The organism is uncultured Kordia sp. (assembly GCF_947496985.1).
GTDB lineage: Bacteria > Bacteroidota > Bacteroidia > Flavobacteriales > Flavobacteriaceae > Kordia.
Genome location: NZ_CANMEZ010000001.1, coordinates 707,683 through 729,004, shown reverse-complemented (window position 1 = coordinate 729,004; position 21,322 = coordinate 707,683). Strand labels below are relative to the sequence as shown.

19 protein-coding genes are annotated in these 21,322 nt (G+C 32.5%); 6 read left to right on the top strand and 13 right to left on the bottom strand.

The features are described from left to right. Positions 1–10 precede the first annotated feature (10 nt). From Q0828_RS03380 to Q0828_RS03370, 3 genes are all read left to right on the top strand, one after another. Positions 11–1,117, top strand: a complete 1,107-nt coding sequence (locus Q0828_RS03380; RefSeq protein ID WP_298417683.1) for an OmpA family protein — start codon at positions 11–13, stop codon at positions 1,115–1,117. A 7-nt stretch (positions 1,118–1,124) separates the two neighbouring features. Then, complete coding sequence (locus Q0828_RS03375) at positions 1,125–2,393, top strand: MFS transporter (protein ID WP_298417681.1); 1,269 nt, start codon at positions 1,125–1,127, stop codon at positions 2,391–2,393. A gap of 62 nt (positions 2,394–2,455) precedes the next feature. After that, positions 2,456–2,809, top strand: a complete 354-nt coding sequence (locus Q0828_RS03370) for a hypothetical protein (protein WP_298417679.1) — start codon at positions 2,456–2,458, stop codon at positions 2,807–2,809. Between the two features lie 43 nt (positions 2,810–2,852). Here the strand turns inward: Q0828_RS03370 and Q0828_RS03365 are convergent, their stop codons facing one another. Continuing rightward, positions 2,853–3,857, bottom strand: coding sequence for an ATP-binding protein (locus tag Q0828_RS03365; RefSeq protein ID WP_298417677.1), 1,005 nt, complete (start codon positions 3,855–3,857; stop codon positions 2,853–2,855). A 182-nt stretch (positions 3,858–4,039) separates the two neighbouring features. Then, complete coding sequence (locus Q0828_RS03360) at positions 4,040–4,807, bottom strand: UDP-2,3-diacylglucosamine diphosphatase (protein WP_298417675.1); 768 nt, start codon at positions 4,805–4,807, stop codon at positions 4,040–4,042. A gap of 153 nt (positions 4,808–4,960) precedes the next feature. Here Q0828_RS03360 and Q0828_RS03355 point away from each other — a divergent pair, with 153 nt between their 5' ends. Next, on the top strand, positions 4,961–5,149 hold the full coding sequence (locus tag Q0828_RS03355) for a hypothetical protein (RefSeq protein ID WP_298417673.1): 189 nt from the start codon (positions 4,961–4,963) through the stop codon (positions 5,147–5,149). Positions 5,150–5,210: 61 nt separating this feature from the next. Here Q0828_RS03355 and Q0828_RS03350 read toward each other — a convergent pair whose 3' ends face one another. From Q0828_RS03350 to Q0828_RS03330, 5 genes are all read right to left on the bottom strand, one after another. Then, positions 5,211–5,660, bottom strand: a complete 450-nt coding sequence (locus Q0828_RS03350; protein WP_298417672.1) for a 6-carboxytetrahydropterin synthase — start codon at positions 5,658–5,660, stop codon at positions 5,211–5,213. Positions 5,661–5,838: 178 nt separating this feature from the next. Then, the gene (locus Q0828_RS03345) at positions 5,839–7,005 is read right to left on the bottom strand and encodes a hypothetical protein (RefSeq protein ID WP_298417670.1); all 1,167 of its coding nucleotides are present in this window, start codon (positions 7,003–7,005) and stop codon (positions 5,839–5,841) included. A 106-nt stretch (positions 7,006–7,111) separates the two neighbouring features. Beyond that, the gene (locus Q0828_RS03340; RefSeq protein ID WP_298417669.1) at positions 7,112–7,879 is read right to left on the bottom strand and encodes an enoyl-CoA hydratase/isomerase family protein; all 768 of its coding nucleotides are present in this window, start codon (positions 7,877–7,879) and stop codon (positions 7,112–7,114) included. Between the two features lie 110 nt (positions 7,880–7,989). Then, positions 7,990–9,321, bottom strand: coding sequence for an MATE family efflux transporter (locus Q0828_RS03335; RefSeq protein ID WP_298417667.1), 1,332 nt, complete (start codon positions 9,319–9,321; stop codon positions 7,990–7,992). Then, positions 9,318–9,827 (bottom strand): GNAT family N-acetyltransferase, encoded by a 510-nt coding sequence (locus Q0828_RS03330; RefSeq protein WP_298417666.1) that lies wholly within the window; start codon positions 9,825–9,827, stop codon positions 9,318–9,320. Before Q0828_RS03330 ends, Q0828_RS03335 begins: the two co-directional genes overlap by 4 nt. A gap of 113 nt (positions 9,828–9,940) precedes the next feature. Between Q0828_RS03330 and Q0828_RS03325 the strand changes: the two genes are divergently transcribed. Both Q0828_RS03325 and Q0828_RS03320 read left to right on the top strand, forming a co-directional pair. Further along, entirely contained in the window at positions 9,941–10,735 is a 795-nt protein-coding gene (locus Q0828_RS03325) for a universal stress protein (RefSeq protein WP_298417664.1), read from the top strand. A 140-nt stretch (positions 10,736–10,875) separates the two neighbouring features. Further along, positions 10,876–11,055: a hypothetical protein gene (locus Q0828_RS03320; RefSeq protein ID WP_298417663.1), complete on the top strand. Its 180-nt coding sequence runs from the start codon at positions 10,876–10,878 to the stop codon at positions 11,053–11,055. A gap of 153 nt (positions 11,056–11,208) precedes the next feature. On the opposite strand, the gene Q0828_RS03315 is transcribed toward Q0828_RS03320, so the two are convergent. The 6 genes from Q0828_RS03315 to Q0828_RS03290 all read right to left on the bottom strand — a co-directional run bounded on the left by Q0828_RS03315 (position 11,209) and on the right by Q0828_RS03290 (position 21,196). After that, positions 11,209–12,057, bottom strand: a complete 849-nt coding sequence (locus tag Q0828_RS03315) for a dienelactone hydrolase family protein (RefSeq protein WP_298417661.1) — start codon at positions 12,055–12,057, stop codon at positions 11,209–11,211. 2 nt (positions 12,058–12,059) lie between these two features. Beyond that, positions 12,060–14,825 (bottom strand): PD-(D/E)XK nuclease family protein, encoded by a 2,766-nt coding sequence (locus tag Q0828_RS03310; RefSeq protein WP_298417659.1) that lies wholly within the window; start codon positions 14,823–14,825, stop codon positions 12,060–12,062. 66 nt (positions 14,826–14,891) lie between these two features. After that, entirely contained in the window at positions 14,892–16,259 is a 1,368-nt protein-coding gene (locus tag Q0828_RS03305; RefSeq protein ID WP_298417657.1) for an OmpA family protein, read from the bottom strand. Between the two features lie 121 nt (positions 16,260–16,380). Next, a complete protein-coding gene (kbl, locus tag Q0828_RS03300) occupies positions 16,381–17,574 on the bottom strand; it encodes a glycine C-acetyltransferase (protein WP_298417655.1) in 1,194 nt (397 codons plus the stop codon). Between the two features lie 125 nt (positions 17,575–17,699). Then, the gene (locus tag Q0828_RS03295) at positions 17,700–20,846 is read right to left on the bottom strand and encodes a UvrD-helicase domain-containing protein (protein WP_298417654.1); all 3,147 of its coding nucleotides are present in this window, start codon (positions 20,844–20,846) and stop codon (positions 17,700–17,702) included. A 125-nt stretch (positions 20,847–20,971) separates the two neighbouring features. Next, positions 20,972–21,196: a class I lanthipeptide gene (locus tag Q0828_RS03290; protein ID WP_298417652.1), complete on the bottom strand. Its 225-nt coding sequence runs from the start codon at positions 21,194–21,196 to the stop codon at positions 20,972–20,974. Positions 21,197–21,322 lie beyond the last annotated feature (126 nt).

The following is a 21,322-nucleotide window of genomic DNA, read 5'->3' as shown; positions in this document are numbered from 1 at the left end:
TTTATCAAAAATGAAAACAACTCTACAACCACTGCTGCTTTTATTTTCTTCTCTTCTTTTTTCTCAAAATTTAGTCCTGAATCCAAGTTTTGAAGAATGTTTGCATTGTGAACGCTCTATGGGGCATTTTGATAAAAATGTAACCGATTGGAGTACACCAAATAATAGTACAACAGATTATTTTAATTACAAAGGCAAAAAAAGTTACAATCATTACAACGGTTATCAGAAGTCAAGAACCGGAATTGCGCATGCAGGAATTTATGTGTACTCAGAAAAAAATTATCGAGAATACGTTCAAGGAACATTAGCACAAACACTTGAAAAAGGAAAAAAATATACAGTTACTTTTTATGTGAGTTTGGCAGAATTATCTACAAAAGCCACTACAGATTTAGATATTTTGTTTACGGAAGAAAAATTGGAGAAATGTTATTATGCTAATCATTGCAAGAAAAACATTCGACCTAAAAAAGCAACCGATAAAAAATTCAATAAAGTTGAAATACACCGTGACCGTTTTTACCAAGAAAAATTAGGCTGGAGAGAAATTACATTCACATACGAAGCGCAAGGATTTGAAAATTATTTTTCTATTGGGAACTTTAATCGGAATTGGAAAACAAATAAAATACAAATACAACCTGCGAAAGAATATGAATTTGCGTATTACTACATAGATGATGTTTCTGTTGAATCTATAGAAAAAGAAATTGTTCAGGAAGAAATACCAGCAAAAGAAATTGTAATTGTTGAAGAAACCATAAAAGAAGATGAGATATATGCATTTGAAAATGTACTTTTTGAATTTGACAAAGCAATCTTAGTAGCAACTTCTGTAAAAGAACTTGATGATTTGTATGTATATCTAGAAAAGCGACCTAAAATTACTATTGAAATCTATGGACATACTGACAATATTGGAACGTCAAGAAGAAATAAAGAATTATCTTTGGAACGTGCAAAAGCAGTATCAAATTATTTAATCTCAAAAGGATTACACGATACAAGAATCAAATGGTTTGGATTTGGAAGTTCAAAACCAGTAGTTTCTAATGATACAGAAGCGCAACGAAAGAAAAATAGACGCGTAGAATTCAAATTGAATTCGCAATAAATACTTTATGCAAAAACAAGATCCATACGCAGCTTTACGATATAAAGAATTCAATATTTTTTTATTAGTTAGATTCTTCTTAGTGTTTGCGTGGTCTATGCAATTCATTGTAATAGAATGGGAAGTATATTCCATTACCAAAGATCCTTGGTCACTCGGTTTAATTGGGTTAATGGAAGTAATTCCTGCGGTTTCCATGGCGTTATTTGCTGGTCATATTGTTGATCAACGTGAAAAGCGAACGTTACTATCTACTTGTATTGCATTCTTTTCATTAATAAGTTTAGGACTGTTTTTATTGACTTCTCCAGAAATTACTGAAGAATGGTCGCAAAATACTGTATTATATAGTATTTATGCCTTGGTGTTTTTTGGTGGTTTCCTGCGCTCATTTTTTGGACCAACTATTTTCTCTCTAATTGCATTGATAGTTCCAAAAAAAATATACCCTAATGCAGCAACTTGGAGTAGTTCTACTTGGCAAACAGCTACGATTTTAGGTCCAGCTTTCGCTGGATTTACCATTAACTGGATTGGTGTTCATTGGTCGTTATGTATCATTTTTGCATTAGTAACATTATCGTTTATAATTCTGTTTTTAATTCCGAAAAAGCCAATTTTGAATCCGAAAATTGGAGAAAATGTATGGAAAAGCTTAGGAGAAGGAATCAACTTTGTACGAAATGAAAAAGCCGTTTTAGGAGCACTTACCTTAGATATGATTGCTGTTTTGTTTGGTGGAGCAGTGGCATTATTGCCTGTATTTGCACAAGATATTTTAAAAGTTGGCCCAGAAGGTTTTGGTATGTTACGAGCTGCACCAGCCGTAGGAGCAGTCTTAACTATGCTAATTACAGCGTATATTCCAATTAGCAAAAATGCAGGATTGAAACTTTTAGGTGCTATTTTCGGATTTGGTATTTGTATTATTGTCTTTGGATTGTCTACCATATTTTGGGTTTCACTCGTTGCATTATTTGCCAGTGGCGTTTTTGATGGTGTTTCTATGGTGATAAGACAAACAATTTTGCAACTAAAAACGCCAGACGAAATGCGTGGACGTGTAGCTTCTGTAAACTCTATGTTTGTAGGCTCGTCTAACGAATTAGGAGCGTTTGAAAGTGGTTTAACGGCAAAATTGATGGGGACAGTTACAGCAGTAGTTTTTGGTGGAACAATGACCTTACTAACTGTAATAACTACAGGTTTGGTTTCTCCAACATTTAGAAAGTTAGACTTAACGGAAGATGTAGAAGCGCATGCTGAGGAATCTTAACATATAATTTATTTAGACTAATTATAAATAATTGTATATTTGAATCCTCAAATGAAAGAATCATGAGCGATATACATAGAATTTATCACAACGACATTGGAATTTCTTTTCAGTGGAAACAAGATATAAAAAAAAATAACCCAAAATTTCAGGTGATTTTTAGAGATACAGGTTTTTATTTGACGATTGAAGAAATTGAAAACTTCTCAAAGTTTGCAAAACAAGCTGTAAATCGTGGTTGTTGTAAAGATTGTAAAGCAAAAAATAATTGTCGCTCTATTTTATTAAAAACACCTGCAACTACTGTAGATTTAGCCGTTTCTGAACAAGAGTTAAAAACAATTTCAGATTTAATAGAAGGAACTTTATTTCAAATAAAATTAAATGAGTATTTGAAAAATATTTGTGAGCGTTAGCTAATTGGAGTGATATAAGTTTTATATAAAAGAGAAGATAATACTATCGTTTCAATTCTTTAGGATATGAAATAATGAATTTTGTACCAAGTTTTCCATTCGATTCTACTCTAATTGTTCCTTCGTGCTTTGCAATTATTTTCTTTACAATGGAAAGACCAATTCCAGTACTTTCATAAATGTCTTTTTCACTAAGTGTTTGAAATACTTCGAATATTTTTTTATGATATTTTGGAAGAATACCAGGGCCATTATCTTCAAATATGATTTCATAAAATGTTGTCTTTTCAATACTTGAAATCTGTACTTCGCAAACTTCTTTATCGTTATATTTTACAGCATTACTAATCAAGTTTGAAACTACTTGTATTAATTGTATTTTATCTCCACTGACAGTAGGTAGCTTTCCTTTGATTGTAACTTTTACATTCGGTAAACTTTGATAATTTTTGAATTCCTCTTGTACGATGAAATTTAAATCAACTGATTTAATAACGATTTTACCAATCTTTGAATAATGTAAGATACCATTAATTAAACCTTCAAGTCGTTTTACACGTTCTTGCATCGTATCTAAATGACCGTATACTTCTTCAGTCTCGCCTGCTTCTAAATCTTCTTTTATAAAAGATGTCAAGCTAGAAATTCCACGAAGTGGTGTTTTTAAATCATGTGAAGTTATATAGGCAAACTTTTCAAGTTCTTTATTTTTTAACTCTGTATTATCTAAATTTTTATTCAGTTCTTTTAGTTTTCTAAAACTGTCCAAACCTGTACGCACAACCATAAAAACAAATAATGATCCCATAAAAAAAATAGCGCCCGAAAGGATCGCTAATAACTCTGTTTTCCCCAAAATAACGACAACAGCTACAGCTAAATATCCAACTAAGAATACTAACATTAATACACGAAGTTTTTCCCAACTTGCTTTCAATTTACTATCAGGAAGAATATTAAATATTTTTTTTGTGTAGCGTGCACTCATCAACAGAATAAACGCTCCAAGGAGAATAAGTGCAGTTATTAGGTAGTTAGAGAAGTTCATATAGGGGTAATTTGAAAGTATAAGTTATGAAATTCAAATGTATTGATGAAATGTCAACTTATAAATTGAATGAATCAAGGAAAAAAGCAATATTTTAGGATGAAATTTTCTTATTTTTCAATAAATTTCTATGTTTAATGAAGAAAAATGCTAAAAATGTAACTGTTTAACAATTCAGAAATTTAATTATTTGGCAATTCATATTTTTTTAGAGAAAGTGTTTTTCCGTCAAATTCACCATAGGTATAATACTGAATCCAATCGCCTAAGTTTACATATTTACTTTTTTCGTTGAGGTTAATTTCTAACGGCAAATGACGATGTCCAAACACAAAATAATCACAGTGTTTGGTTTCTAATTTTCGCTTGGCATATTGTACCAACCATTCATTGTCTTCTCCTAAAAATGTAGCATCATCATCACCTGAAATCAATTTGTTTTTAACCGATAAATATTGTGCAATTCGTACTCCAATGTCAGGATGTAACCAACGGAAACACCATTTAAAGAAAGGACTGATAAACACTTTTTTCATGCGTTTATAGCCTTTATCTCCAGGGCCTAATCCGTCACCATGACCAATAAAAAAAGTAGTATTGTTAAATGTAAATTCTTGCGGTTTGTAATACACAGGAATATTGAGTTCTTTCTCAAAGTAACCATTCATCCATAAATCGTGGTTTCCCACAAAGAAATAAACAGGAATGCCTTTATCACGTAAATCTGCCAGTTTTCCTAGTGTGCGTACAAATCCTTTTGGTACAACAGTTCTGTATTCAAACCAAAAATCAAACAAATCTCCCAAAAGGAAAATAGCGGCTGCATCATGCTCAATTTCATTTAGCCAAGCAACAAATCTTTGTTCTCTAGGAAGACTCGCTTCTGCTGTTGGGGCACCTAAGTGGTTATCTGAAGAGAAGTATATTTTTTTTCCTTCGGGAATATTCATGGTGTAAATATAAGAATTCTGTTATTCTTAAACTTCACATTACGTATATTCAAATTAAAATTTATTTCCATGATTTAAATGTTAATTATGGTCTTCCCGTACATAGTTCATGATTTGATTTTATAATTTCTCATCTAACCAAATATTTAGATCATGAAAAAAAGAAATTTAAAATCGCTAAAGTTGAATAAGAAGTCAGTTTCTAACCTTTCTTTATCAAGTGTAAAAGGAGGTCTGCCATACGTTACATTTGGAGTGCCTTGTAACACTGACGAATATTGGTGTCATTCAAATCTTTGGGCGTGTCCAACGTATCCTTTGGTATGTGGACCAGAAATATAATGGTACTAAAAAAAGCGAACTTACTAGGTTCGCTTTTTACTTTTTATATCTACAGACTAAATTAATTATCGCTTGCAAACCATTCAGCACATGACGAATCGGTTTCTTGTAAGCGTAAAGAAAATAGTTGAATATTTCCTGGAAGTCTATTTTTTATTTTTGCTGCAAAATCAATCACCATATTTTCGCTCGTTGGTTGGTAATCGGCTAATATTACATTATGTCCTTCACCACGCATTGTTAATGCTAACGATTTATGAGGTGTATTTTGGTTAAACACAATAGCATGATCAAATACATCAACTACTTCTTCTTTTACAATCTTTTTAAGATCGCTAAAGTCGATTACCATTCCCCATTTTACATTATTATTATCTGTAATTGGTGTTCCAATTACCGTCACTGAAAGTTTATAACTATGTCCGTGTACGTTTTTACATTTCCCGTCATAACCGTATAAAGCATGACCAGTTTCAAAATTAAATTGCTTTGTAATGCGAATTTTGCTCATTTTCATTTTCAATTAATGCGCAAAGATAGTTTTTTATCGGATTGGTTGTAAAAGAGTTTGTTAAATAGTTACTCTTGGAGATAATGCTGAACCTGATTCAGTATCATTTGTCATTTCTATGAAGGTAGAAATCTAGGTTTATGATAAATTCAAGAATGGTTTAGATGATCTGATTTTACTATTTAAAATACACTTCAGGTATTTGTTCTTTTACATTTTTAAATGGAAATTCAACATTTTCCATTGGTAACTCTTCAAAAGATAGAAAATGTGGAATGGAAATATTTTGAATATTTTTTTGTGGATGTAATGTTCGTATTATTTCTTTTTGATCATCAGTTAATTGATTATATGGTGTATTGTGTTTTTGTTTGGCAATGGATTCATATAGTTTTTCGTAAGAATCATTTAGAACAGCATTAAAAATGGTGTAGTGTTCGAAATCTGAATTTAAATCGAAAAGACTAACTAATTGTACATTTTTAGCGGTAATAATATCAATTCTTTTTGAAAAATCTTCCAAACTGTATTTTTCTTTTCCAACATAAAATTCATTATTAATAAGAAATAAGAATTGTGTGTTTTCGTTGCTTACGTGTCGAAAAGTTATATTACTTAAGAAATCAAAACCTGTTATATCAGTACTATCCGTTTTTATTTCATATCTTATATTATGTATAGGGGTAATTCTGTGCTTATATAAACTATACTTTTCTTGTACCTTGCTATCAACAACTTCATGTTCTATATCATTCACAGTATATAAAACAAGTGCATTTATTTTTATCAATTCAAGAAAAATATGTTCTACATCTTTCATTTTTGCTCTTTTGTCACATAGTAATGCAAATCTTCTTAATGCGTGATGAGATATTTCACTATTATAATGGCTAAAGAAAAAATGAATAAGTTCTTCAAATTCAGCATATTTATTATTTAGTTGAAGCTTGTATTCATTTGAGTTTGGTACTTTACCAAATCTTATATAAATTATTTCTGTATCAGGATCTGGGTTATAAAAATTAAAGTTTTTGAATTCAGATAATTCTATTTCTAAAAAAGGAGCTACAGTATCTTTTTTAAAAGTGAGATTTTCAAAAACTAAAGAATCTCCTGAAAAAGAAGTTTTGAATGTATGATCTAAAAATGTAAGGCTATTGTTTTTAATTGTAACTGGATATGTGTTCCACAGGTTTCCATCATTACTTAATGAAATACTATCTTGCTTAATATTTAAGAAAGCAGGAGTATAAAAATATTGACTCCAAGTTCCATAATACTGTTCTTTTTTAGAACAAGAAAAGAGTAGTGTTACAACAACAAAACTTAAAATAATCTTCTTCATACGGAATACGGTTAGTTTCCAAAGAAGCATCAAATTTTGTGCCTTGTTTTTTAGGTAGAGAAGTAGTTCTCGATAGATGCTGAATTAAGTTCAGCTTGACGAACAACTATTTCTTAAACTTCGCCAAGGCATTTTTTGTAAAGTCTGATAAAACAAGTGTTCCTGAAAGTTCAGCGCGTTCTGCTAAAAGTGTATCCCAATTTTCGGTGTCTTCCCACAGTATTTTTTTCATACCAGTCAACGCATCCGGATTGTACGAAGCGAGTTTTTCGGCAAAGACTTCTACTTCTTTGTCCAATTCTTGTTGCGTTTCAAACACTTTGGCAAACAAACCTTTTTCTTTTGCCCAATATGCAGTTTTCCACTCGCTTGGCGCGAGACTTAACTCTGAAAACCCAGCTTTTCCAATTCGGTTTTGAACCGCAGGAGCAATCACAAAAGGACCAATTCCTATAGTTAATTCGGAGAGTTTTATAGAAGCAGCTTCTGTAGCAAAGGCATAATCACAAGCAGATATTAATCCTACGCCACCACCAACAGCTTTTCCTTGTACACGACCAATAATCAATTTTCCGCAAGTTCGCATCGCATTGATAACATTTGCAAAACCACTAAAAAACGTCTTTCCAGCTTCTAAATTGTTAATAGAAACTAATTCATCAAACGAAGCACCTGCACAAAAAGCACGATCGCCTTCGCTTTTCAAAATAATTACATTAACAGTGTCATTTTCTGCTAAAGAATGTAATTCGTTCGTTAATCTGTCTAACAATTCACCAGGAAAAGAATTACTAGCAGGATGTCCAAATTCTACCGTAGCAATATTGTTTTGAATGTTTGTATATAAACTTCCGTTGCTTCTTGTTGTGGTCATGATATTGTGATTTTGTTTGACAAAAATAGGAAGATAAATTTATAAACAGTTAAGAATATAGAATCAAGATAAAAGCAAGTGTTAGCTTTTGGATTGAGTGGAGTCGAAATTTATTTTTTGATCTTCGGAACAAATTCTTTACGGAATACGTAGATAAGTGGAAAACCACGTGCAGCTATCCAAAGTGTAAAAGCGATCCAAACGGCATAGAGTTTTAAATCGAATTGATCTAGAATGAAAATTGTCGGTACAAATACACTAAAAGTCGCTATTAATAATACGTTTCGTAAGGTTGCCATTTTTCCTAAACCTTTGAAAATTCCGTCAAATATAAATGCAATTGCACATAATGGTTGCATTGCAAGAATGATCCAGAAAATGGTGTAAAATTCGTCTAAAACAGCTTGTTCTTTAGTGAAAATTATTCCAATAGATTCGTATAGAATTCCGCCAATGATAAGCATTGCAATACCAACAATAACAGCATATTTAGTTAGTTGAACACTGAGTTTTACCAATTCTTCATAGTTTTCTTCTCCATATAATTTTCCTGATAAGATGTTTCCAGCACTAGAATATCCATCAATAAAGAAAGCGCCAAAGAACCAAATATTTAGCAAAATTGTATAAGCAGCACTATATTTTGCACCGTAAGCCGCTGCAAAAGAAGTTCCAAAGTACAATGCAACATTTAAGGCAATTGTTCTAATGATAAGGTTTAGAATCATGACCACCATTTTGGGCAATTCTTTGTGTAATGGCAATTCTATTTTGAGCGGAATTTGTGTCTTTGTCAATAAAAATATTACAGCAAGTATTGCCATAATTAATTGAGAAAGTAAACTTGCATAGGCTGCGCCATCAACATGCATTGCGGTTATATATCCTTCTACACCATAAACCAAAGCAAAATCTAATATAACATTTAATACTGCGCCGATAATGGCAATAATCATAGGAATAAACGTGTTTTGCAAGCCTCTGAAAACACCAAATATGGCAAAGGTTAGGAGTGTAAATGGCAAACCAAAGATGCGAATTCGATAATAGGAACTACTAAAATCTAAAATTAAACCTTCCGCATTGTAAAAGTTCAGAATGTATTCTGCAAACGGATAGGTAATTAGGATTAGTATAAAACTAATTATCAAAATAATTCCGATAGCTTGTGCTGGTAAAGTTTTGATTTCTTCTAATTTGTTAGCGCCTAAATATTGTGAAACTAATGCGGAAATGGCACTTCGTGTTTGTCCAAAAACCCATACTAGCATTGAAATAAATGCGCCTGCAATTCCTACGGCAGCCAGGGCTTCTGTAGCATTTGTTTGAATGTTTCCAACAACGGCTGTGTCGGTAATTGATAATAAAGGTTCCGCAATTCCGGCAATGAGTGCAGGAATAGCGAGTTTATTGATGTGTGAGTTTGTTATTTTTGTTTTCAAAGGACGCGTTCGTAACAGTAAAAAGGATATACACTTTGTTTCGGAAAGTATATATTCCCTAGTTTTTTATAACCGCGAAGTTCGTAAAACTTTTGATTTCTATGGTTCTTACTGAACGTATCTAATCTTATGGAACGATAATTATTTTCTATGGCAAACGACTCTGCAAAGTTCATTAAGTGTTGCGCATATCCTTTTCCTTGGTGTTTTGGATGAACTGCCAATCGATGAATGTAAAGGTTTTTGTCATCTGGCGAAAGCCAATCAATCGTTTTATATTCTTCATCCATGAGGCTAGAAACCACTAAGCAACCAACAATTTCATGTACATCTAATAATACATATAATTCATTCCTATCAACGTCATTTTCAAAAGCTGTTTTGTTTGGATAGTTTTCATTCCATTGAAAAATAGCATTCGCAATCATATGTTTTGCACATGCTTTGGTGATGATTAATAGAGATTCAATATCAGTTGTTGTTGCTTTACGAATATGTAGCGTCATGTAGCTTTTGGTATAAATTATCAATTTTAAAGATATTTATTTTTTGAAGTTTAAAAAATTGAAAATTGAACTTAGAATGAAAAAATGATTATTTTTGCAGAAATTTTAAGACAATGAAAAATATATTGGTTCCTATTGGAGATTCCGAAAATGCAAAGAATACATTGCAATATGCTATTGATTTTGCAGAAGCTATTAATGCAAAAGTATTTGTGTTTAGAGCTTTTAAAGTACTTTCGAAAGCAGGAACAATTTTGAATGTTGATGAAATCGTCGGACGAGAAACGGCAAGTAAAGTAAAGGAAGTTGTTGCAAGTGTGAATTTGAAAAAAGTAGATGTTTCTGTGATTTCTGCGAAAGGAAATGTAATTGATAGCATCAACTCCATTGATAAAGAATTAGGTGTTGATTTAATTATTGTTGGACCAAGAAGTAATTCTATTAAGGAAGAAATGTTTTTAGGAAATACTTCGGGAAGTATTGTAAAACAAACAGATATTTCAGTATTAGTTGTTCCTGAAGGATATACTTTTAAACCAATTAAAAAGGTATTGACTGCTATAAAATCGGGAGCTATTAAGCGTAAAGGTATTTTGAGTCCTTTGGAAACTATTTTAGATGTTTTTGGAGCAAAGATGCGTTTGTTACAAGTAAAGACACCAAATTTTTTACCAGAAGATTTAGAGTTTCATTCGGAGTTAGCAGCAATTACTTCTGGTTATAAGAGTTCTGAAAATTCAACTTTATTTCAAGGAGTTTTGGAACATTTAAATGAAAATAACCCAGATTTAATTTGTGTTTTTAGACGTAAACGAGGATTCTTTAAGAAACTTTGGGAACAAAATACAGTGAAGAAAGTAGATTTTGAAAGTCGCTTACCATTGCTTGTTTTAAAAGGGACAGACTAGTAAATAGTTCTATTAAAAATATACAAAAGCCATTCAAAAATTTTGAATGGCTTTTTTTTGTGCATTTCTCATTTACAGAAATACACTACGGCTTTCATATATTATTTTGTACTTTTAGATAGTAACTAAAATACTTCATTATGAAAAAAAGAACACTAAAGAGTTTAGATTTAAACAAAAAAGTCATCAGTAACTTAAAAGTTGAAACTTTAAAAGGACAATTGAGAAGAGGTTCGGACAATCCCAATTGCAGCGGTGATACAGCAGTGGTATATTCATGCCATCCAGAAACATGTAATACACAACAAGAAGAACGATAAACTTTTAATTATAATACTAATAAACAATTATGATGTTAGAAAAATTAGCACAGTACGAAGTTTTGCATGCTAACGAAATTAGTGGCGGACTCACAACGGTAGAATATATTATTATTCTATAATGATAACTAGAGCGAACTTCGGTTCGCTTTTTTAGTTTGATATAAAATTGATGGTGGTTTGCACAACTTCTTCTAAATCACTTGGTAACTCTTCCTTTTCCCATGGATGACGCGCGCTAAATACATGATCGGCGTTTTCAATTAAATGTAATTCACTTTTAGGATTCCAAGCATGTAAAAGATTTGCTTCTTCTACAGAAACTGCAGGGTCAGTTGTTCCATGAATGATTAACTGTGGAATTTTTATATTTTTTGTTGCTCTTTGAATGTCTAAACGTGTTTTATTTGTTTCAAAGTCTTCAAAAAACTGGTAATAATGTGGCATTTCTTGCTTTGTTCGCCCATTAATTACATAATAAACTCCTGAGTTCTTCCAAGCTTCTAAAGCTTTTCCTTTTGGAAAACGTGTTGCATAGTCAGCAACTCCAGCCCAGGAAATCACTTTGGATATTTTTGATGATTCTTCGGCTTTAATCGTAACAATTCCGCCACCGCGTGAATGTCCAATAAGTGAAATATTTTGCTGAGAACATTCTCCACGAAAGTGGAAATCATCTTTTAATAAATGTAAAATGATATCTTCTAAATCGTTTAGCTCTTTGGTATAAGTATTTTTGCCAAAAGCTTCTAAATCTGGAAAATCGATTGGTTGTTCCATTGTTCCACCATTATGAGAAAAGTTGAACTTTACAAAGAAATAACTAGCTTTTGCGAATGTTTTAGCAACTATATCCCATGCGCCCCAATCTTTGAAACCTTTATAACCATGACAAAAAATGATAATTGGCTTTTGCTGACCGTTTTTCTTGAAAAAGTAATCAACTAGCATATCTTTTTGATTTTCTCGCTTTAAAACGTTGTTTTTGTGCTTTGTAATCATGCTTAGACTTCTTTTTCAGTGAATGGAACGGTTTGATTGCAAATTTCAAGAATGAGTTGCTTGAGTTCTACCAGAAAATCATCCAATGTTTCCGAAGTTACTAACTGATTTTTGGTACGACTTCCTGGTTTGTCTTTGGTTCCAAATTTTAGAAAACCACTTTGTAAGTTTTTAAAGGAAATAATTCCTGCTTCCGTGTCTTGTTGAAATGCCTGTTTTTGATAAATCATGTATGCATACGCCAATACTTGAAAGCTTTTGCTGAATTTGTAATCTTGCGTAAGCAAATCCCAATGCACAATTTCTACATCGCCTTGCGAAACTTTTCCCGTTTTGTAATCAATAATTCGTAGTATGCCGTCTAATTCGTCTACACGATCCACTTTTCCGCCAATATATACAGGGAAATCTAGTTCGGGAATGTCAATTTTTGCTTGTAATGTTTTCTCAATTTGCAGAATACGTAAGACTTTCCCTTTTTTTAGCAATTGCATTTCTTGTTGCAAAAAGTTGGTTACATATCGTTTGGCAACATTAAAAATGATGAGGTTTTTTCCACGATGAATGTTTCCTTCACCATAGGTTTTTTTGAAATTATCCGTAACGAGTTGTTCTACATTCTTAAACATCGCTTTGATATCTTCCACAACTACTATTTTACCTTCAAACGGTTTGTACAACAATTCTAAAGTATCGTGCACAACAGTTCCTAATGTGTTTGCAGCAACTGTTTCTTCAACAGCTTCATACTCTTGAATTCCAAGAATTTTTTGATAGTAAAAGTCTATCGGATTTCTAATGTAAGATGTCAATGCAGAAGGAGAGAATCCTTTATTTGCAATGTCTTTGATGCGTTTTAGAATGCTTACATCTTTTTGTACAACTTGAAGTTGTGCTGTTATTTTTGGAACTTTAGGAATGACAACATGCTGCGAAATCATATGATTTGGCATAGTATAAGTTTCCAATTGCATTAGAAAACGACTTTTTTCACCACCATTTAGTCCATCGGCTTCTGTATTGTAGAGTAAATATACATTTTCAGCTCTGTGTAATAAACGATAGAAATGATACGTATAAATTGCGTCTTTTTCTTTGTATGTTGGTAGATTGAATTGTTTTTTGAGATCGAAAGGAATAAACGAGTTGTTGCTTTTTCCTGAAGGTAAAATTCCTTCGTTTACAGAAGAAAGAATCACCGTTTTAAAATCGAGCACACGTGTTTCTAACATTCCCATTAATTGCAATCCTTGAAGTGGTTCACCTTTAAAATCAAGCGTTTCCGTACTTATAATCTCTTTGTATAAGGTTAATAACGATTTAATATCGGTGATGTAGTTGTGCTGTTTTGTTAACAGTTGCAATTGATTGAATACTTCGTTGAAACGATATAAATATTCTAAAGCAAGTAAATGTTGTTCGCGTTCATCAATGAGACTTGTTTTTAAGCGTCTTATTAATGTAATACAATTTTGAATGGCAATTTTTGGTTTATCATTCCAATAGGTAAACAACATAGAGGCAATATCTTGAATGTCTTTTGGAAAACGCTCAACTATGTTTTCTGTGGAAACATAAATGATGTTATTCGATTGGATATAATGAATGATGTCGGTAGCTACATTTTTATCTTTTTGCTGAAATAGTGGGCGTAAGTTAGTGTCTGAAAGTACATTAATGACGCTTTTATAATAAAACGTATTATTTCTATGATGTTCTTGTAATATGTATAGATTGTTAAATGTAGTTGCTAACGGAATATCCTTTAACGGAAACCCCATGGTGATATTGAGCTTTTCTATTTCCTTTGGTAAGGAATTTAAACAAGGAATTAATAATTGTTCATCACCTAAAACCACAGCAACATCTTGTAAACTTTCTTCTTGTTGTTGTATTTTTTGAAGAATTTCGCCAATGTGTTTTGCTTGTGTTACATTTTTTGGTGCGCCAATGATTTCAATATTTTTTTTGTTGGAAAAGTTATTTGCAATCCATGAAAAAGCATTGTCTTTAAAGTAATTCCAGTCGTATCGGTGTCGACGTAAAAAAAGACTTGCATCATGTTCAGGATCTTCAAAGAAAATATGATCTGTATCCCATAAAATTTCAGCATTTCCAACTTCTAAAAACTCTTGAATGATTTTTTCTTCTGCAGTATTCAATGCATTGAAACCTATGAAATAATGTTTTTTGTCCTCATTTTTATGTAGATAAAACTCTAAACTATCAACAGCTTCTCTGTATACTAATCCTTGATAAGCAATTCCTTTTTGCGTGATTTTTTCAGTTAATCCATCATAATAGTCTTGAAGTTTATTCCAAAAAGTCAGATAGTTTTTGACTAAGGTTGTTGGTTCCTTTTCTAATGACCAATGATTGATTTCTTGAATAGCGCCTAAATAATTGAAAATATCTTTTTGTGGAATGAGGTATCGATCAATTTCGTTGAAATCTTGAAGTAATATTTGTGCCCATTTAGAGAAAGAATCAAAAGATTCTTGCGCATCTTTTGGAGTAAGTTCTTTGTAAACGGTGTAAAATTCAAAAAGTAATTCGGTATTACTTACAGAAGTATATCCTGATATTTCTTCTACCAATTCTTCAATACTGAGAATTTCGGGAGCAAAAGATGTTTTTTGAATTTGTTGAGAGAGTTCGTGTTTTAGGAAGACACCAGCTCTTTTGCTAGGCAACACCAAAGTAAGATTGCTAATGTTGGTATTGTTTTCTAAGATATAGCTAACAACATGAGAAAGGAATGACTTCATGTTGTAAAAATAAAAAAACGCCTCGATATATCGAGGCGTTTTTTATGAAGTTATTTGGAATCTAAATTAGTTAACTAATTTGATCTCTACTCTTCTGTTTTGTGCTCTACCTTTTCTTGATCCGTTAGATGCAATTGGCTTAGCTTCTCCGTATCCAGTAGCAGTAAACTTGTTACCAACTTTAGTCTGTAAATAGTTCATTACAGCGTTAGCTCTCTTGTCAGATAATTTTAAGTTTAATGCGTTAGAACCAACACTATCAGTATGACCTTCAATTGTGAATGCAGAACCAGTAAATGGCTTGATTAATTCAGCAATTTCGTCTAAGATTTTGAAAGTTTCAGCAGTAAACGAATCTTTACCAGAGTTAAAGTATACAGCAGTAGCTAAGTTCTTTAACTTGTTGATGTGAGTTTCAGTCATTACAGGTATTGGAGGACATCCTTGGTTGTCAGCAACACCAGCAACTTCTGGACATCTGTCATCCTTGTCTAATACTCCGTCACCGTCTTTATCAGTCCATGGGCATCCTTTGTTTGCAGATGGTCCAGCTTCTGTAGGACAGTTATCTTTAGCATCAGTGATTCCGTCACCATCAGTATCAGGACATCCGTTCATTGCAGCAGATCCTGCAACATTTGGACAATCATCTTTTGCATCAGCAATTCCGTCACCGTCAGTATCAGGACATCCGTTTAATGCAGCTAAACCTGCAGTGTCAGGACAGTCATCTTTACTGTCTTCGATTCCGTCACCGTCAGTATCAGGACATCCGTTGAATTCTGGTAAACCTTTAACATCTGGACAAGCGTCGTCTTTGTCAAAAATTCCATCTTCGTCAGTATCTTTTCCACCAAACTTGATAGCAACTCCAACTGAATGTTGGAAATGTGGTGCTAAGTAATCTTCAAAAGCATGCTTGTATGTAGTTTGTACATTTAAAGCTACGTTTTCGCTGAACCAGTAGTTAATACCAAGTCCACCGTTTAATGTTCCAGCTCCGATATCATCAATCCAAGTGTAACCTCCACCAACTTCTAAATAAGGATCAAATTTCCCCATGTCATAAAGTTCGTTAATGTTGTACTTGATTGTTCCATCAAATCCGTAGTATGTTAAATCATCTCTCGACTGATCTCCATATTTTTCGATCTTGTTAACTGACCCTCTAACTCCTACTGAGAATCCGTCACCTACATATTTAGAAACGCTAATTGTTGATAATGTAGGTAAAATGTTGTAATGATTTACGTTGAAGTACTCATCAAACCATTTCCCTGTAAGCCCTGCAGCTTCCATATCGTTTGTAGGAAAGAAGTCTACCGCATTGATACCGATGTTAATCTGCCAAGGGTTGTTACTGTCTTGCGCTTTTACGTTGCTGAATCCTACTACAAGCAACAAAGCAACTAAAAATCTGCTAAGATGTTTCATGTTTTAATTATTTAATTTTAAGTGTTAATTAAAGGACAAATGTAAGTTGTTAATACTTATTAACAAAGACAAATATATTAATTTTTTTAAAATCGTTAACATTTAAATCGATTTTAAATATTTAAATTACGTCTAACTCTTTCCCAATTTCTGTAAATGCCGCAATAGCTTTGTCTAAATGTTCCTTCGTATGTGCAGCTGATAGTTGTACTCTTATACGAGCTTTTTCTTTAGGAACTACTGGATAAAAGAATCCGATTACATAGATTCCTTTTTCTAATAATTTGTCAGCCATCACTTGTGAAAGCTTTGCATCATAGAGCATTACAGGTACTATTGCAGAGTCGCCATCTACTATGTCAAAACCTGCAGCTTTGATTCCTTTTTTGAAGTATTCAGTATTGTCAGCAAGTTTATCACGTAAAGTTGTATCGTTTTCTAACATCTCAAATACCTTGATAGAAGCACCAACAATTGCAGGTGCTAATGAGTTAGAAAATAAATATGGTCGCGAACGTTGACGTAATATTTCTATGATTTCTTTTTTACCTGTTGTATATCCACCCATGGCGCCGCCCATTGCTTTTCCAAGTGTTCCAGTAATGATATCAATTTTACCCATTACATTTTTCTCTTCAAGTGTTCCACGACCTGTTTCACCAATGAAACCAGTAGCATGACATTCGTCAATCATAATCATAGCATCGTACTTTTCGGCTAATACTGCAATTTCATCTAATGGAGCTACTAATCCGTCCATAGAGAAAACACCATCTGTTACAATAATTTTGAAACGCGCTCCATCTTCATTTGCTTGCTTTAACTGCTTTTCTAAATCGGCCATATCATTATTTTGATAACGATAACGACCAGCTTTACACAAACGAACACCGTCAATAATAGATGCATGATTTAATGAATCTGAGATGATAGCATCTTCTTTGGTTAGTAAAGGTTCAAAAACACCACCATTAGCATCAAAAGCAGCTGCGTATAAAATAGTGTCTTCTGTTCCGTAATAGTCTGCTATTTTTTGTTCTAATTCTTTATGAATATCTTGAGTTCCACAGATAAAACGTACAGACGACATTCCAAAACCATGTGTATCCATCGTGTCTTTTGCTGCCTGAATTACGTCTGGATGTGAAGACAATCCTAAGTAATTGTTTGCACAAAAGTTAATTACTGTTTCTCCTGTGTTTATGGTAATTTCAGCACCTTGTGCCGAAGTAATAACGCGTTCTTTTTTGTAAAGCCCAGCGTCTTTAATTTCCTGAAGTTCTTTTTCTAAATGTTGTTGTATACTTCCGTACATGGTTGTTTGTTTTTAGCAAAAATAGCTACGATTTTTGAGTTATACCATTTATCTTTTGACTTTACTGCAATAAAACACCTTTTTTAGTATTCCTTTTTAACATAAATTCAAAATAATATCCAGTATCATATATATTTCACAATGATTTCTTCATTAATGTAGAGCAAAATTTTATGCGTAACATTAAAATTCATTTCTACCAACGTATCTGCATATTCATATACTTGTTCTGTATAAAACGGTGAATGCATTCCTGTTTTATAGTCAATAATTGTGGCTTCGTTATTTGTGTTGACCACAATTCTATCTGGACGTAAAATTCTCCCCGATTTTGAAATGATGTCTTTTTCATTATAAACCGTATTGTCTTGATGAAAATAGTGTGCTATTTCAGGGTGATGTACTACTTGATAAATACTTTCCGATAATTTTTCGCGCTGTTGCGTATCAATAATTCCTTTTGAAATGTATTCGTCTAATACGAAATCTATGTCTGACGGATATTTTATTTGCGCCAATACATCATGAATTAAGTTTCCTTTTTCAATGGCTTGTTCTTGTGTTGTATCCCACAATAAGCCTTGTTTTGTCATCAAATGTAAATTGTGATCTTCTTTGGCGGTACTTATAAATTGTTGTTGTTTTATGGTATGAATTTGTTCAGATGTGTTCGCTTTCGCGAGATTTTCCTCAGATTCGCCAAATGTGTAGTAATTCAGCTCATCATTCCAACACTCTTTCTGCTTTAAGTAGTTGATGAATAAGCCTGAAAATGTTTGTAAACGTTCGTTCCCATTACGATCTACATCTTTCTTTGTAATTACATGCAATTGTTGTACTGCACGTGTAAATGCTACATATAAGATGTTGAAATTGTCTAATTCCAATTGCGATTGACGTTCTTGATATAATTGTTCGCCAAGTTCGCCGTATTCTTGAATGGTACTATTAAAGTTAAGATATGCTTCTTCAAAACCATTAAAATCATCTTTAGTAATAGGAAACCAAAGCTTCGGTTCTATTTCTTTGTAAATATCTGTATTGGCAAACGGAAACAATACTACCGGAAACTCTAAACCTTTTGATTTATGAATCGTCATAATTTGAACCGCATTTTCCGAACCTGAAGCTATAATACTTAAATGATTTTTTTTCTTTTCCCAATGTTCTAAAAAACCAGCAAAACCGAGTTGTTTCTTCTGTGTGTATTCTAAAACAAAATCTAAGAAAAACTGTAAATATGCATCCGATTCGTCTGTTAGTTGAAAAGCTCTTACACAATATTCTACCGCTTCGTATAAGGATAGTTGTAAGAAATAGGTAAAGTCAAAATTGAATGTTGTTAAGTTTGAAAAAAGAATTTCTGCATCAAGCGCGACATGTTTTTTTAAGAATTCATGTGTTTTTTCAATAGCAAGTTTTTCTGTTGCCAGATAATTCAATAAATGTAGTTTGACTTCATTGTTTTTGGGTTGAATTGCCAAACGAAGTACATCAGTGATGAATTGAACTTCACGTGAACGTTTGATCAATAAGGTTTCTGATGAAATAATCGGAATTTGATTTCCCGATAAGATATCTGCAATAGCAATTCCTTCAGATTTTCTTCGCGTAAGCACACAAATATCACTATACTTAAATCCTTTCGTTTCTAAATCACGAATTTTTTCAATGATTTTTTCAGGAATGATTTCAAATTCTTCTTCAACTGTTTTGGTTTCCACAAAATCAAATGATATAAAACCACCTTTTTTGTCGTTGGTCAATTGCGTACTTCCATTTTTATAGATATCTGCAAATTGTTCTTGATGAAAAAACTGTGAAATATGCTGAAAAAATTCATTGTTAAAGTTGATGACTTCATCATAACTACGATAGTTTCTAGGTAAGTTTTGCGGATTTTTTTCCACAAAAAACGGATTCACATCTTTGTTCAGTCCGATAAATTGCTCAGCTTTTCCACCTCGCCAACGATAGATAGATTGTTTGGCATCACCAACAATAGTCAATGAACCGCTTTTAGCATCTGAAGTTTCTGTTTGAAGCTTGTTAGAAATTAACGGAATTAAATTTTCCCATTGCATTTCAGACGTATCTTGAAATTCGTCAATGAAATAATGCTTGTATTTTTCGCCCAAGCGTTCATAAATAAAAGGCGCAGGTTCGTCTTTTATGGTTTCACTGATAAGCGTATTGAATTCAGAAATTAATAATAGGTTTTGCTCTTCTTTGATGATTTCCAATTCGTTTTGAATTGCGTTTAGTACAGAAAGTGGCGTAGCGTTTTTATAGAAATTCTTTAAGAAACTTAACTCGTATATGTTGGCTTTGCAACTGTGATATACTTCAGTAAGTTGTGGTAATAAAGCATCAATAGTACTCGCTTTTGAAGCGTCTAAGCTTTTTTTATAAACGTTTCCGTTTTCTAGACTTTCTGCAAGTTTATTACCGTATAATCGTTTTTCATCAAAGTCTTTATCTGCAATTTTTTGAAAATGATTTGGCAATGTTTTTCGTAAAAAATCTTCAAATTCCAATCCTGCACTTTGGATCAATTCCAACACGGCGTTTCCAGCTTTTGCTAATTCTTCCGAGGTTGTGTTGATTTTTATTTTGAGTAGTTTTTTAAGCTCACTAAAATCTTCGAGCGTTTTATCTTTCAGTTTATGAAGGTGTGGTTTTTCGTTTTCATTTAGCAACAGCTTTGCTATTTTATTTAGATCGAAAGCAATGTCCCAACTTTTATCATCATCCGCTTTTTCTAAAGCATATGCTATTAAAACCTCTGATATTAGTTTGTCTTCACCAGCTTTAGAAATTAATTGATCTACTGCTTCATTTAGCAACGCATCTGTGTCTAATTCTACTTCAAAATTTAGCGGAAGCTTTAAATCATAAGCAAACGTTCTGATAACGCTGTGTGTAAATTTATCAATGGTAGCTACTTCAAAAAAGGCGTAGTTGTGTAAAATGCTTTTGAGAACCTCTTTCGATTTTTGTTGTAATTGCGCAGGATGTAATTTTAAATCTTCTGTCAATTCTATAAACATAGACAAATTCATGCTTTCTTCATCAAATGCAAATGCATTTAAGTTTTCAATAATACGCGCTTTCATTTCGGCTACAGCTTTATTGGTAAACGTAACCGCTAAAATTTGTTTGTATGCATCTTTTTGCACTGAAGATAGTAGAATGCGCAAATAGTCTTTTACAAGCGTATACGTTTTTCCCGATCCTGCGGAAGCATTGTAAATAATAAAAGGTGTAGACACGAAAAAGGTTTTATAGGTGTGTACAAAGATAGCTTAAAATATAGAGTAGCTACAAAACAAAAATTCCAGCTTCATTATAAAGCTGGAATGGAATATTTTTTATGTGTAAAATTCAAGAGACGACTTTATATAGTACACCAATTTGTACATAAGTTTGTGCAGCGTGCGGTATGACATTCGTCTGTAAGACAAGTAGCAATCGTAATTTCGTTGCAAGTTCTAAACTCGGTACAGCGCGCTGTTAGTATTGGTCTTGTATCGGCTAACCCACCAATGATTTTGGTTTCGGAAAGATTTGATACTTGTGTTTTTTTGAATTGTAGCTTTTTGATTAGGTTCTTTTTTTTCATGATTTGAAAATTTTTGATTTGTTATTATATGATTAAGAGTATCAGTTGGTTAAGTTGATGCTTTTATAAAGAAACGAAAAGTATTTTAGAATGTATCAGTAAATTCTTAATATTTTAAGTAGTCTA